This window comes from Flavobacterium sp. N502540, from assembly GCF_025947365.1.
Taxonomy (GTDB): domain Bacteria; phylum Bacteroidota; class Bacteroidia; order Flavobacteriales; family Flavobacteriaceae; genus Flavobacterium.
Map to the genome: position 1 here is coordinate 1,085,237 of NZ_CP110012.1, position 14,323 is coordinate 1,099,559.

2 protein-coding genes, 6 tRNA genes and 5 rRNA genes are annotated in these 14,323 nt (G+C 42.4%); 3 read left to right on the forward strand and 10 right to left on the reverse strand.

Annotated elements, in window-relative coordinates; all coding sequences use genetic code 11:
* Positions 1 to 93: 93 nt before the first annotated feature.
* A tRNA-Val gene (locus OLM58_RS04965) sits at positions 94 to 168 on the forward strand.
* A gap of 400 nt (positions 169 to 568) precedes the next feature.
* Positions 569 to 642 (forward strand) — tRNA-Lys (locus OLM58_RS04970).
* Between the two features lie 298 nt (positions 643 to 940).
* On the opposite strand, the gene OLM58_RS04975 is transcribed toward OLM58_RS04970, so the two are convergent.
* Entirely contained in the window at positions 941 to 2,170 is a 1,230-nt protein-coding gene (locus tag OLM58_RS04975) for an aminotransferase class V-fold PLP-dependent enzyme (RefSeq protein ID WP_264531429.1), read from the reverse strand.
* Positions 2,171 to 2,292: 122 nt separating this feature from the next.
* Between OLM58_RS04975 and OLM58_RS04980 the strand changes: the two genes are divergently transcribed.
* Positions 2,293 to 2,754, forward strand: a complete 462-nt coding sequence (locus OLM58_RS04980) for an Lrp/AsnC family transcriptional regulator (protein ID WP_264531430.1) — start codon at positions 2,293 to 2,295, stop codon at positions 2,752 to 2,754.
* A gap of 648 nt (positions 2,755 to 3,402) precedes the next feature.
* On the opposite strand, the gene rrf (OLM58_RS04985) is transcribed toward OLM58_RS04980, so the two are convergent.
* The 9 genes from rrf (OLM58_RS04985) to OLM58_RS05025 all read right to left on the reverse strand — a co-directional run bounded on the left by rrf (OLM58_RS04985) (position 3,403) and on the right by OLM58_RS05025 (position 14,202).
* Positions 3,403 to 3,512, reverse strand: a 5S ribosomal RNA gene (gene rrf / locus OLM58_RS04985).
* Between the two features lie 184 nt (positions 3,513 to 3,696).
* Positions 3,697 to 6,577: ribosomal RNA gene (locus OLM58_RS04990) — 23S ribosomal RNA — on the reverse strand.
* Between the two features lie 195 nt (positions 6,578 to 6,772).
* Positions 6,773 to 6,846: transfer RNA gene (locus OLM58_RS04995), tRNA-Ala, on the reverse strand.
* Between the two features lie 152 nt (positions 6,847 to 6,998).
* Positions 6,999 to 7,072 (reverse strand) — tRNA-Ile (locus OLM58_RS05000).
* A 125-nt stretch (positions 7,073 to 7,197) separates the two neighbouring features.
* Positions 7,198 to 8,711, reverse strand: a 16S ribosomal RNA gene (locus OLM58_RS05005).
* A gap of 1,817 nt (positions 8,712 to 10,528) precedes the next feature.
* Positions 10,529 to 10,638, reverse strand: a 5S ribosomal RNA gene (gene rrf, locus OLM58_RS05010).
* Between the two features lie 188 nt (positions 10,639 to 10,826).
* A 23S ribosomal RNA gene (locus tag OLM58_RS05015) occupies positions 10,827 to 13,707 on the reverse strand.
* The 16S, 23S and 5S rRNA genes sit together here with 4 tRNA genes alongside, the layout of an rRNA operon.
* A gap of 195 nt (positions 13,708 to 13,902) precedes the next feature.
* Positions 13,903 to 13,976 (reverse strand) — tRNA-Ala (locus tag OLM58_RS05020).
* A gap of 152 nt (positions 13,977 to 14,128) precedes the next feature.
* A tRNA-Ile gene (locus OLM58_RS05025) sits at positions 14,129 to 14,202 on the reverse strand.
* Positions 14,203 to 14,323 lie beyond the last annotated feature (121 nt).

Below are 14,323 nucleotides of genomic sequence, written 5' to 3' on the forward strand. Positions count from 1 at the left end.
AAGTTTTATTTTTTATTCGATTTTCTTTGCAGAACTCAAAAACTAGCGTATATTTGCACTCGCAATCACAAACGATAGCAACCTAGTAAAATAGGGCGATTAGCTCAGCTGGTTCAGAGCACCTCGTTTACACCGAGGGGGTCGGGGGTTCGAACCCCTCATCGCCCACAGAAAACTCCTTAAGAAATTAAGGAGTTTTTTTTTACTATTTATTTGAAAATTTTAAGTTAAAAAGACATAGATTATACACAAGAGGCCATAGACATTCGTACAGCAAAATACAAGAGACTCTCACAAAGTGGAGGAATTAAAGAGCGAATTCAAAATAAAGATTAGCTCAGCTGCCTCAGAGCATTCCGATTTTTCATCGGAAGTGGCCGGAGGCCCGAACCCCTCATCGCCCACAAAAAACTCCTTAAGAAATTAAGGAGTTTTTTTTTTTACTATTTATTTGAAAATTTTAAGTTAAAAAGACATAGATTATACACAAGAGGCCATAGACATTCGCACAGCAAAATACAAGAAACTCTCACAAAGTGGAGGAATTAAAGAGCGAATTCAAAATAAAGATTAGCTCAGCTGCCTCAGAGCATTCCGATTTTTCATCGGAAGTGGCCGGGGGTTCGAACCCCTCATCACCCACAGAAAACTCCTTAAGAAATTAAGGAGTTTTTTTTTACTATTTATTTGAAAATTTTAAGTTAAAAAGACATAGATTATACACAAGAGGCCATAGACATTCGCACAGCAAAATACAAGAAACTCTCACAAAGTGGAGGAATTAAAGAACGAATTCAAAATAAAGATTAGCTCAGCTGCCTCAGAGCATTCCGATTTTTCATCGGAAGTGGCCGGAGGCCCGAACCCCTCATCGCCCACAAAAAACTCCTTAAGAAATTAAGGAGTTTTTTTTGCTATTTATCACGACGACTTAGCAATATTAAATAGACACAATTTCCATAACTGCCTCGATAAACAAATCAATTTCATCGAAAGTATTATAATAATGAGGAGATGCTCTCACGGCCCATTTCACCCCCTTTTCATCAAAATCAATAACAGCGAAATTTCTAAAACTCGGAACCACATTTATTTTTCTTTTGAGCAACTCATCAACAATATATTTTGGCTGAGAATCCTCAACAAAAAACGTCACCAAACCCCCAAGCTCAGGTCCTTTATCCAAAATCCTAACTTTAGGAATTTTAACCAGTTCGTCTCTCATGTATTTTGACAACAACTGTATTTGCCTCCAAATTCTATCTTCCCCAATACTTAAACAATATTCAATAGCAGCCTTACTTCCCAAAACAAGAGCATAAGCAAACTCCCAATCTTCAAAACGTTTAGCATCCGGCTGCTGCTTGTATTCATCTTTTTCAACCCAATCAGCACCTCTCATATCAATAAACAAAGGCTCGAGTCCAAACTCAAGAACCTTGTCCGAAACATAAAGAAACCCTGTGCCACGCGGACCTCTCAAAAATTTCCTGAACGTAATACTTAAAAAATCACATCTCAATTCCTCCACATCCAACTTCATTTGCCCTACCGATTGGCAAGCATCCAGAATATACCAGGTTTTATCAGCGTGTCCTTTTGTATAACGATCGTATATTTCACCTATACTTTTAACAGGCTGAACCAAACCGGAATTGGTTGGAATATGTGTTATAGCCAATAATCTTGGCTGAAGAGAAAATAATTTTTCCTCGAGATCTTTTAGATCAACACCTCCGGTTTCAGCATTTTTGACTCTTACTATTTTAATACCAAATCGTTTCTGACATGAAATAAACTGAATTTGATTCGAAATAAAATCATCACTGTCAGTCAAAATTATATCACCCCTCAAAAACGGAATAGAAGACAACGCACGGGTATAAGAATCCGTAGCACTTGCAGTAAAAGCAATATTCGACGGATTACAATTAATCAATTTTCCCGCCTGAGCGTAAAATCCTTTTATCGTATCTGCCTTCAAAGCCGCTGCCTCATATCCCCCAATTTCAGACTCTAACTTTATATGTTCCAAAATAGACTGAGTTACCTTATCAGGCATTAGACCTGCACCTGCATTGTTAAGATGATTTACATTTTTACACCCAATTGTTTCACTTCTAAACTTTTCGATTTCTTCATCAGAAAAAACACTTTCATTTCTTTTCATTACTCTTCTTTTTATGTTAAATATTGCAACACAAAACTACTTCGATCCTTCTGCTTTATTTCAGCAAATGAATACTACAAATGACTGATTTAACCTAAATTTACTTGAAAATCAGGTAAAAAATGCAAACACTCGACGAATACGACAAAAAGATTTTACAATTCATGCAGGAAAACAATAGATTGACCGCACAAGAACTTGGCGACTTAGTAAATTTAAGCAGTTCCGCCGTACAAAGAAGATTAGCAAGGCTAAGAGAAAATAAAATAATCGAAGCCGATATATCAATAATATCACCAAGCACTATAGGCTTAACAATTACTTGCATAGTAGACATCATTCTAGCGGACGGAAATTCAAAAGCTTTAGAAAAATTCAAGGCCTCTATGCGAAAATGCCACGAAGTAATGCAATGTTATTTTGTCACTGGCACTTATGATTTTGTCATTATTGTAAACACAAAAGACATGCAGCATTACGAATCTTTTGCCAAAAAATGGCTAATGAACGATCCTAATGTCAAACATTTCTACACTCATGTAATAATGGACAAGGTAAAAATTGGCTACAATGTGACAATTTAAACCCCTATAGCCATAGACCAAAAATCAGATCAAAACAGGAGATTTAAATCGCTTTTTTCATCTAAAACAATTAAGAACCTTACTCCGCAGATAAAACTAAAAATAAAGCCCTAAAAACAATCAAAAAGACTATTCAACTACACACTCCCCATACGGTTGCATGTTCATTTATTCGTGTTAGCTAATTATTATGGCGTTCCCCTTTGGGTCGGGCTGTCCGCTAAATCTTTTGCGATAGAAGTTTCAGGGAATTTTTAAATGAACGGCCCTCGCAAAAGGATATCGCTTCCATCCCTAACGCAGCGTGCGATAAAAGAATATTTAAAGAAAAAAAGGCCCAATCATCCTTGAGCTATTTTCTAACCGCAAAGTCCGCAAAGGTATACGCAAAGCACGCAAGAAAAAAGGGCTGAAAGCCCGAAAAGCAAAGAGCATGGTGCAAAGCACTATGAACCAAAATGAACAGTAAACATCGCCCTGAAAGGGCAAAAGCCATCTACATCCAATAAAAAATCCGTTCTAATCCGCGTTTTCGCTTAGCGAATCCGTATCATCCGCGTACATTTTTTTTTAAACGCAAAGCACGCAAGGATTAAAAAAACGTTATAAAACAAAAAACCCTATCCGAATTGGATAGGGTTCTTAAAAGAAAGGCGACGACATACTCTCCCACATAAGTGCAGTACCATCTGCGCAGGCGGGCTTAACTTCTCTGTTCGGGATGGGAAGAGGTGAGCCCCGCCGCAATAACCACCTTAAGGTTTTTAGTCTAAAGTCACAAGTCTTAAAGTTTTAAAGTCTTTCAACTTTATGACTTTAATCTTTCGACTTAAAGACTGCTCGCGTCGAGCTAATATTTTAACATACTGAGATAAAGAAACAAATAAGTTTTTTTGTTAAGAAAGTTTCCTCCCTCTCGTCTGGGACGAGAGGGAAAAGGGTGTACATAAGCTTACGGATTATTAGTACTACTCGACTATGACATTACTGCCTTTACATCTATAGCCTATCAACGTGGTCATCTTCCACGATCCTTAAAAGAAATCTCATCTTGTGGTGGGTTTCGCGCTTATATGCTTTCAGCGCTTATCCCTTCCAAACGTAGCTACTCTGCGGTGCCCCTGGCGGGACAACAGATACACTAGAGGTTTGTCCAATTCGGTCCTCTCGTACTAGAATCAGATCCACTCAAATTTCTAACGCCCACAGTAGATAGAGACCGAACTGTCTCACGACGTTCTGAACCCAGCTCGCGTGCCACTTTAATGGGCGAACAGCCCAACCCTTGGGACCTTCTCCAGCCCCAGGATGTGACGAGCCGACATCGAGGTGCCAAACCCCCCCGTCGATATGAGCTCTTGGGGGAGATCAGCCTGTTATCCCCGGCGTACCTTTTATCCTTTGAGCGATGGCCCTTCCATGCGGAACCACCGGATCACTATGCTCTACTTTCGTACCTGATCGACCTGTATGTCTCTCAGTCAAGCTCCCTTATGCCATTGCACTCTACGCACGGTTACCAAGCGTACTGAGGGAACCTTTAGAAGCCTCCGTTACTCTTTTGGAGGCGACCACCCCAGTCAAACTACCCACCAAGCACTGTCCTCTTCATCGAAGAGTTAGGCCTCAGATAAACAAAGGGTTGTATTTCAACAATGACTCCACAACGCCTGGCGACGCCACTTCAAAGTCTCCAACCTATCCTACACATCATTTATCCAAGGTCAATACTAAGCTATAGTAAAGGTGCACAGGGTCTTTTCGTCCCACTGCGGGTAAACGGCATCTTCACCGTTACTACAATTTCACCGAGCTCATGGCTGAGACAGTGTCCAGATCGTTACACCATTCGTGCAGGTCGGAACTTACCCGACAAGGAATTTCGCTACCTTAGGACCGTTATAGTTACGGCCGCCGTTTACTGGGGCTTCAATTCAATGCTTCTCCGAAGATAACATCTCCTCTTAACCTTCCAGCACCGGGCAGGTGTCAGGCCCTATACTTCATCTTACGATTTTGCAGAGCCCTGTGTTTTTGATAAACAGTCGCCTGGACCTCTTCACTGCGGCCCCCATTGCTGGGGGCGACCTTTCTCCCGAAGTTACAGGTCTATTTTGCCTAATTCCTTAGCCATGAATCTCTCGAGCACCTTAGGATTCTCTCCTCAACTACCTGTGTCGGTTTACGGTACTGGTACTAATTACCTGAAGTTTAGAGGTTTTTCTTGGAAGCCCTTAGGCGCACTATCTCTTTGTCCGAAGACTCCGAGTACTATCGTATTTCACCATTCTCTACGGATTTGCCTATAGAGAATATAGCTAGGTACTTCAACGAACTATTCCGTCAGTTCGCGGCGCTTTCATCACTCCGTCACCCCATCACAGTAATTAGTAGTACGGGAATATTAACCCGTTGGCCATCGACTGTCCCTTTCGGGTTCGCCTTAGGACCAGACTAACCCACAGCTGATTAGCATAGCTGTGGAAACCTTAGTTTTTCGGTGTGCGGGTTTCTCGCCCGCATTATCGTTACTTATGCCTACATTTTCTTTTCCAGCCAGTCCAGCATACCTTACGATACACCTTCAACCCTGCTGGAATGCTCCCCTACCACTTTGTATTACTACAAAATCCATAGCTTCGGTAATATGCTTATGCCCGATTATTATCCATGCTCGTCCGCTCGACTAGTGAGCTGTTACGCACTCTTTAAATGAATGGCTGCTTCCAAGCCAACATCCTAGCTGTCTGGGCAGACAAACCTCGTTCTTTCAACTTAGCATATATTTGGGGACCTTAGCTGATGGTCTGGGTTCTTTCCCTCTCGGACTTGGACCTTAGCACCCAAGCCCTCACTGTTATCAATCATTATATAGCATTCGGAGTTTGTCAGGAATTGGTAGGCGGTGAAGCCCCCGCATCCAATCAGTAGCTCTACCTCTATATAACTAAAATAACGCTGCACCTAAATGCATTTCGGGGAGTACGAGCTATTTCCGAGTTTGATTGGCCTTTCACCCCTACCCACAGGTCATCCGAAGACTTTTCAACGTCAACCGGTTCGGACCTCCACACTGTGTTACCAGCGCTTCATCCTGCCCATGGGTAGATCACACGGTTTCGCGTCTAACACTACTGACTAAAGCGCCCTATTCAGACTCGCTTTCGCTACGGATCCGTGACTTAATCACTTAACCTTGCCAGCAACGTTAACTCGTAGGCTCATTATGCAAAAGGCACGCCGTCACCCCACTTAAGGGCTCCGACCGCTTGTAAGCGTATGGTTTCAGGATCTATTTCACTCCGTTATTCACGGTTCTTTTCACCTTTCCCTCACGGTACTGGTTCACTATCGGTCTCTCAGGAGTATTTAGCCTTAGCGGATGGTCCCGCCAAATTCAGACAGGGTTTCACGTGCCCCGCCCTACTCAGGATACCACTATCTATTATACTTGTTACCCATACGAGGCTATCACTCTCTTTGGCTCGACTTTCCAGTCGATTCTGGTTCCTTGTACATAAAATATCGTGGTCCTACAACCCCAACAATGCCGTAACATCATTGGTTTGGGCTAATCCGCGTTCGCTCGCCACTACTTACGGAATCACTTTTGTTTTCTTCTCCTCCGCCTACTTAGATGTTTCAGTTCAGCGGGTTTGCCCACCTATCGGTGTACTATGTCTTCAACATAGTGGGTTGCCCCATTCGGATATCTACGGATCAATCGATGTGTGCTCGTCCCCGTAGCTTTTCGCAGCTTATCACGTCCTTCTTCGCCTCTGAGAGCCTAGGCATCCCCCATACGCCCTTATTTTGCTTATTGTACCAATCTTGTTAATTAAAACAAGACCGTTTTTTTTTGTCTTTTATTATTACTAATAAAAAACGCTTTCTACTTTCTTATTATTTTCTTATCTCAATATGTCAATGAACTTTTATCAATTAGATAATACAGTAATTAGTCAATTTGATAATTAATTATCTCATATTCTAATTGGCTAATTATCTAATTAACCAGTGGAGAATAACGGAGTCGAACCGTTGACCTCCTGCGTGCAAGGCAGGCGCTCTAGCCAGCTGAGCTAATCCCCCATTTCTTTAGTGATGAGTTATTAGTTATGAGTTATGCTCATAAGCTCTCAACCTCTAAAATTTCCTTGTAAATTAAGCTTTCAGTCTTTCTTAGTTGATCTTTCTTTTTATAACTTATAATTTATAACTCATAATTCAAAACTCTAAAAAAGTAGTCCCGGGCAGACTCGAACTGCCGACCCCTACATTATCAGTGTAGTACTCTAACCAGCTGAGCTACGAGACTCTGTTTTTACTTAATTCTTTCATTTTTTTAAATTAACAGCAAGAGTAATACAATCTCCAATTCAGAGACCCATAAATAGTCATCTTTTTTCCTTAACGTGCACTAGGCTAACATTAAGGCTCTAGAAAGGAGGTGTTCCAGCCGCACCTTCCGGTACGGCTACCTTGTTACGACTTAGCCCTAGTTACCAGTTTTACCCTAGGCAGCTCCTTGCGGTCACCGACTTCAGGCACCCCCAGCTTCCATGGCTTGACGGGCGGTGTGTACAAGGCCCGGGAACGTATTCACCGGATCATGGCTGATATCCGATTACTAGCGATTCCAGCTTCACGGAGTCGAGTTGCAGACTCCGATCCGAACTGTGACCGGTTTTATAGATTCGCTCCTGGTCGCCCAGTGGCTGCTCTCTGTACCGGCCATTGTAGCACGTGTGTAGCCCAAGGCGTAAGGGCCGTGATGATTTGACGTCATCCCCACCTTCCTCACAGTTTGCACTGGCAGTCTTGTTAGAGTTCCCGACTTGACTCGCTGGCAACTAACAACAGGGGTTGCGCTCGTTATAGGACTTAACCTGACACCTCACGGCACGAGCTGACGACAACCATGCAGCACCTTGTAATTTGTCTTGCGAAAGATCTGTTTCCAAACCGGTCAAACTACATTTAAGCCTTGGTAAGGTTCCTCGCGTATCATCGAATTAAACCACATGCTCCACCGCTTGTGCGGGCCCCCGTCAATTCCTTTGAGTTTCATTCTTGCGAACGTACTCCCCAGGTGGGATACTTATCACTTTCGCTTAGCCACTGAACTTGCGCCCAACAGCTAGTATCCATCGTTTACGGCGTGGACTACCAGGGTATCTAATCCTGTTCGCTACCCACGCTTTCGTCCATCAGCGTCAATCCATTAGTAGTAACCTGCCTTCGCAATTGGTATTCCATGTAATCTCTAAGCATTTCACCGCTACACTACATATTCTAGTTACTTCCTAATAATTCAAGTTTAGCAGTATCAATGGCCGTTCCACCGTTGAGCGATGGGCTTTCACCACTGACTTACTAAACCGCCTACGGACCCTTTAAACCCAATGATTCCGGATAACGCTTGGATCCTCCGTATTACCGCGGCTGCTGGCACGGAGTTAGCCGATCCTTATTCTTACGATACCGTCAAGCTCCGACACGTCGGAGTGTTTCTTCTCGTACAAAAGCAGTTTACAATCCATAGGACCGTCATCCTGCACGCGGCATGGCTGGATCAGGCTTGCGCCCATTGTCCAATATTCCTCACTGCTGCCTCCCGTAGGAGTCTGGTCCGTGTCTCAGTACCAGTGTGGGGGATCTCCCTCTCAGGACCCCTACCCATCGTAGCCTTGGTAAGCCGTTACCTTACCAACTAGCTAATGGGACGCATGCTCATCTTTTACCGTTGTGACTTTAATAGTATCTCGATGCCGAGTCACTATACTATGAGGTATTAATCCAAATTTCTCTGGGCTATCCCTCTGTAAAAGGTAGATTGCATACGCGTTACGCACCCGTGCGCCGGTCTCTATATCCGAAGACATATACCCCTCGACTTGCATGTGTTAAGCCTGCCGCTAGCGTTCATCCTGAGCCAGGATCAAACTCTTCATCGTATATTTTTTATATTATATTGCGATGAATATCTATCGGTTCTTTTCGAATCTTACGACTCTATTACTCTTATTCTTTAGTTTCGATTTTCATCGAAACGGCTGTCAATTCAATATGTCTACGAACGTATTCTTTTTTCTTAATATCGCTTGTTTCTCAAAGCGGGTGCAAAAGTAGAAAACTTATTTCTAATCGGCAAGAGTTTTTTGAAGTTTTTTTTTAGAAAATTTCTTTTCTTTTTTAACTCCTCTCCTTACCAATCTTTCAATGAACTTCCCTTGTTTTGCGGGGTGCAAACTTAAAACTTTCTTTCTTTACTCACAAGCTTTTTTTAATCTTTTTTGAAAATAAATTTTCATTTTGATTCGTTTTGCTTATCAGTATTTCTGTGAACGTTTATCGCTGTTGCGGGTGCAAAAGTAGTCACTTTATCCGCTTTCACAAGCTTTTTCTAAACTTATTTTTAATCTTTTTTAAAACTTTTTCTTAACACTCTGATAATACAAACTTTACAGCTTCTTATTTGTTTTAAAATTATAAGATTTTTCCTTACCAACATTCATTTACCACAATACACCCCCTCAACAACATTCCTTTTCTACATCATTTTCAACATATTTTATTATTTATTGTCAAATTCAAATCCACAAACAATGACAACCTCACCCCTTCTAACGGCTTTACCCCCCAAACAACCTCTAAAACCTATCTTGAAATAAACAGTAAATTAAAAACAACTCCAATCCCACTCTTTACAAAATAAGCAACTACAATAAAGAATCAGCGTAAAAAAACCGAGAAAACACTAAACCATTATCCACTTACATCTATAAAATATTTATCATACACAATTCAATCTATCGTCATCAGGAAACAATTTAATAAAAACAGGACAAAAGCAGATTACAGAGATTCGAATTTAAAAACAAATGAAATTCGAGTAATCCGAAAATTTTATTCCAATCTTCCAAGGAGCAGACAGAAAACCCCAATATTGCAGTAACAAATAACCATTTATCAAAAAAAAAAAAAAAAAAAAAAAAAACTAACAAACAGAACAAATACTCTTCTCTAAAATCAAACTCACACCTTTACAAAATGCAAGCGATAGCCCACGCCATCATTCCCGCTAAATATTTCTCCCCCCGCTATCATTAAGACTATTTCAAAGCAAATTCTAATCTGACCAATCACTTGCAAAAAGTCGGCAAAGATCAATCAAACCAGGGTTTAGAAAACAGACATAAAAAAGACATTAATTATACCCAATCCACAAACTCATTCAACTCCATATTCCCCATACGGTTACATGTTCATTTATTCGTGTTAGCTAATTATTATGGCGTTCCCCTTTGGGTCGGGCTGTCCGCTAAATCTTTTGCGATAGAAGTTTCAGGGAATTTTTAAATGAACGGTCCTCGCAAAAGGATATCGCTTCCATCTCTAACGCAGCGTGCAATAAAAAGAATATTAAAAAAAAAAGGACCAATCATCCTTGAGCTATTTTCTAACCGCAAAGGTATACGCAAAGCACGCAAGGAAAAAAGGCTGAAAGCCCGAAAAGCAAAGAGCATGGTGCAAAGCACTATGCATAAAGCAAAATAAACAGCAAACATCACCCTGAAAGGACAAAAGCAATTTTCACTCCTGTAAATCAAAAAAAATCCGTTCTAATCCGCGTTTTCGCCTGGCGAATCTGTATCATCCGTGTATAATTTTTTTAACCGCAAAGTCCGCGAAGGTTTACACAAAGCGCTCAAGGATTTAAAAAACGTTATACAACAAAAAACCCTATCCGATTTGGATAGGGTTCTTAAAAGAAAGGCGACGACATACTCTCCCACATAACTGCAGTACCATCTGCGCAGGCGGGCTTAACTTCTCTGTTCGGGATGGGAAGAGGTGAGCCCCGCCGCAATAACCACCTTAAGGTTTTTAGTCTAAAGTCACAAGTCTTAAAGTTTTAAAGTCTTTCAACTTTATGACTTTAATCTTTCGACTTAAAGACTGCTCGCGTCGAGCTAATATTTTAACATACTGAGATAAAGAAACAAATAAGTTTTTTGTTAAGAAAGTTTCCTCCCGATCCCCTTTTTTAACGGGATCGGGAAAAGGATGTACATAAGCTTACGGATTATTAGTACTACTCGACTATGACATTACTGCCTTTACATCTATAGCCTATCAACGTGGTCATCTTCCACGATCCTTAAAAGAAATCTCATCTTGTGGTGGGTTTCGCGCTTATATGCTTTCAGCGCTTATCCCTTCCAAACGTAGCTACTCTGCGGTGCCCCTGGCGGGACAACAGATACACTAGAGGTTTGTCCAATTCGGTCCTCTCGTACTAGAATCAGATCCACTCAAATTTCTAACGCCCACAGTAGATAGAGACCGAACTGTCTCACGACGTTCTGAACCCAGCTCGCGTGCCACTTTAATGGGCGAACAGCCCAACCCTTGGGACCTTCTCCAGCCCCAGGATGTGACGAGCCGACATCGAGGTGCCAAACCCCCCCGTCGATATGAGCTCTTGGGGGAGATCAGCCTGTTATCCCCGGCGTACCTTTTATCCTTTGAGCGATGGCCCTTCCATGCGGAACCACCGGATCACTATGCTCTACTTTCGTACCTGATCGACCTGTATGTCTCTCAGTCAAGCTCCCTTATGCCATTGCACTCTACGCACGGTTACCAAGCGTACTGAGGGAACCTTTAGAAGCCTCCGTTACTCTTTTGGAGGCGACCACCCCAGTCAAACTACCCACCAAGCACTGTCCTCTTCATCGAAGAGTTAGGCCTCAGATAAACAAAGGGTTGTATTTCAACAATGACTCCACAACGCCTGGCGACGCCACTTCAAAGTCTCCAACCTATCCTACACATCATTTATCCAAGGTCAATACTAAGCTATAGTAAAGGTGCACAGGGTCTTTTCGTCCCACTGCGGGTAAACGGCATCTTCACCGTTACTACAATTTCACCGAGCTCATGGCTGAGACAGTGTCCAGATCGTTACACCATTCGTGCAGGTCGGAACTTACCCGACAAGGAATTTCGCTACCTTAGGACCGTTATAGTTACGGCCGCCGTTTACTGGGGCTTCAATTCAATGCTTCTCCGAAGATAACATCTCCTCTTAACCTTCCAGCACCGGGCAGGTGTCAGGCCCTATACTTCATCTTACGATTTTGCAGAGCCCTGTGTTTTTGATAAACAGTCGCCTGGACCTCTTCACTGCGGCCCCCATTGCTGGGGGCGACCTTTCTCCCGAAGTTACAGGTCTATTTTGCCTAATTCCTTAGCCATGAATCTCTCGAGCACCTTAGGATTCTCTCCTCAACTACCTGTGTCGGTTTACGGTACTGGTACTAATTACCTGAAGTTTAGAGGTTTTTCTTGGAAGCCCTTAGGCGCACTATCTCTTTGTCCGAAGACTCCGAGTACTATCGTATTTCACCATTCTCTACGGATTTGCCTATAGAGAATATAGCTAGGTACTTCAACGAACTATTCCGTCAGTTCGCGGCGCTTTCATCACTCCGTCACCCCATCACAGTAATTAGTAGTACGGGAATATTAACCCGTTGGCCATCGACTGTCCCTTTCGGGTTCGCCTTAGGACCAGACTAACCCACAGCTGATTAGCATAGCTGTGGAAACCTTAGTTTTTCGGTGTGCGGGTTTCTCGCCCGCATTATCGTTACTTATGCCTACATTTTCTTTTCCAGCCAGTCCAGCATACCTTACGATACACCTTCAACCCTGCTGGAATGCTCCCCTACCACTTTGTATTACTACAAAATCCATAGCTTCGGTAATATGCTTATGCCCGATTATTATCCATGCTCGTCCGCTCGACTAGTGAGCTGTTACGCACTCTTTAAATGAATGGCTGCTTCCAAGCCAACATCCTAGCTGTCTGGGCAGACAAACCTCGTTCTTTCAACTTAGCATATATTTGGGGACCTTAGCTGATGGTCTGGGTTCTTTCCCTCTCGGACTTGGACCTTAGCACCCAAGCCCTCACTGTTATCAATCATTATATAGCATTCGGAGTTTGTCAGGAATTGGTAGGCGGTGAAGCCCCCGCATCCAATCAGTAGCTCTACCTCTATATAACTAAAATAACGCTGCACCTAAATGCATTTCGGGGAGTACGAGCTATTTCCGAGTTTGATTGGCCTTTCACCCCTACCCACAGGTCATCCGAAGACTTTTCAACGTCAACCGGTTCGGACCTCCACACTGTGTTACCAGCGCTTCATCCTGCCCATGGGTAGATCACACGGTTTCGCGTCTAACACTACTGACTAAAGCGCCCTATTCAGACTCGCTTTCGCTACGGATCCGTGACTTAATCACTTAACCTTGCCAGCAACGTTAACTCGTAGGCTCATTATGCAAAAGGCACGCCGTCACCCCACTTAAGGGCTCCGACCGCTTGTAAGCGTATGGTTTCAGGATCTATTTCACTCCGTTATTCACGGTTCTTTTCACCTTTCCCTCACGGTACTGGTTCACTATCGGTCTCTCAGGAGTATTTAGCCTTAGCGGATGGTCCCGCCAAATTCAGACAGGGTTTCACGTGCCCCGCCCTACTCAGGATACCACTATCTATTATACTTGTTACCCATACGAGGCTATCACTCTCTGTGGCTCGACTTTCCAGTCGATTCCGGTTCCTTGTACATAAAATATCGTGGTCCTACAACCCCAACAATGCCGTAACATCATTGGTTTGGGCTAATCCGCGTTCGCTCGCCACTACTTACGGAATCACTTTTGTTTTCTTCTCCTCCGCCTACTTAGATGTTTCAGTTCAGCGGGTTTGCCCACCTATCGGTGTACTATGTCTTCAACATAGTGGGTTGCCCCATTCGGATATCTACGGATCAATCGATGTGTGCTCGTCCCCGTAGCTTTTCGCAGCTTATCACGTCCTTCTTCGCCTCTGAGAGCCTAGGCATCCCCCATACGCCCTTATTTTGCTTATTGTACCAATCTTGTTAATTAAAACAAGACCGTTTTTTTTTGTCTTTTATTATTACTAATAAAAAACGCTTTCTACTTTCTTATTATTTTCTTATCTCAATATGTCAATGAACTTTTATCAATTAGATAATACAGTAATTAGTCAATTTGATAATTAATTATCTCATATTCTAATTGGCTAATTATCTAATTAACCAGTGGAGAATAACGGAGTCGAACCGTTGACCTCCTGCGTGCAAGGCAGGCGCTCTAGCCAGCTGAGCTAATCCCCCATTTCTTTAGTGATGAGTTATTAGTTATGAGTTATGCTCATAAGCTCTCAACCTCTAAAATTTCCTTGTAAATTAAGCTTTCAGTCTTTCTTAGTTGATCTTTCTTTTTATAACTTATAATTTATAACTCATAATTCAAAACTCTAAAAAAGTAGTCCCGGGCAGACTCGAACTGCCGACCCCTACATTATCAGTGTAGTACTCTAACCAGCTGAGCTACGAGACTCTGTTTTTACTTAATTCTTTCATTTTTTTAAATTAACAGCAAGAGTAATACAATCTCCAATTCAGAGACCTATAAATAGTCATCTTTTTTCCTTAACGTGCACTAGGCTAACATTAAGGCT

What these genes read in the sequence shown, in the direction of transcription:
- OLM58_RS04975 (WP_264531429.1), bottom strand. Translation starts at nt 2,170, where the DNA reads ATGAAAAGAAATGAAAGTGTTTTTTCTGATGAAGAAATCGAAAAGTTT.
- OLM58_RS04980 (WP_264531430.1), top strand. Translation starts at nt 2,293, where the DNA reads ATGCAAACACTCGACGAATACGACAAAAAGATTTTACAATTCATGCAG.